The organism is Wolbachia endosymbiont of Drosophila bicornuta, assembly GCF_028982105.1.
Classification (GTDB): Bacteria; Pseudomonadota; Alphaproteobacteria; order Rickettsiales; family Anaplasmataceae; genus Wolbachia; species Wolbachia pipientis.
Map to the genome: position 1 here is coordinate 1 of NZ_JAPQLF010000014.1, position 587 is coordinate 587.

Consider the following 587-nt stretch of genomic DNA (forward strand, 5'->3'; position numbering starts at 1 on the left):
TTTCAACCAGATGTTATGGTGGATGGAATTTAACCATCATGATTTCATGACATCGGATCGCACACTCACTATATCACCACACTTTAAACCTTTTACCGCTGCTTTGACTCCTTCTGAGACTTTTTTAGATAGACTAATTGTTTCAAAAGATTGACAAAGCTTTCCAGACCTTTCAAAATATCCCTGTTTAATAGCATCGTAGACCCAATATCCACCAAGCGAGCAATTCTCACCTAATTCTTCTTTACAATTTTTGAACTTTTCCAGTATTTCCTTTTTGTTACTAACTTCTACTATTATTTTATCTTGCTTGTCAGGGTACAAATTATAGCTCTTTTTACAATAATCCGAACAGATCATAATATGCTACTGCTCTACAATAGCCATAAGCAGATATCTTATCCTATTCGGACTATTGCGAGAAGTGCTATATTTCTTAATGCGTACCACGGCGCACCCTCTCGACTCACACAGCTCCCATTATTCAGCCTTTTGTCCCAAACCTAATGTCCAGTGGGGGAGTGTTAAATAAACCATACGCGTCAAGTTAAGGAATGTAGAGAGCTTAAAGTAGATACCCTGGTCTT

2 protein-coding genes are annotated in these 587 nt (G+C 37.8%); one reads left to right on the forward strand and one right to left on the reverse strand.

The genetic code is table 11. The annotated features are described in order from the left end of the window. Positions 1-36 precede the first annotated feature (36 nt). The gene (locus OZD68_RS00085) at positions 37-360 is read right to left on the reverse strand and encodes a hypothetical protein (protein ID WP_275008676.1); all 324 of its coding nucleotides are present in this window, start codon (positions 358-360) and stop codon (positions 37-39) included. A 3-nt stretch (positions 361-363) separates the two neighbouring features. On the opposite strand from OZD68_RS00085, the gene OZD68_RS00090 reads away from it, so the two are divergent. Next, complete coding sequence (locus tag OZD68_RS00090) at positions 364-507, forward strand: hypothetical protein (RefSeq protein WP_275008678.1); 144 nt, start codon at positions 364-366, stop codon at positions 505-507. Positions 508-587 lie beyond the last annotated feature (80 nt).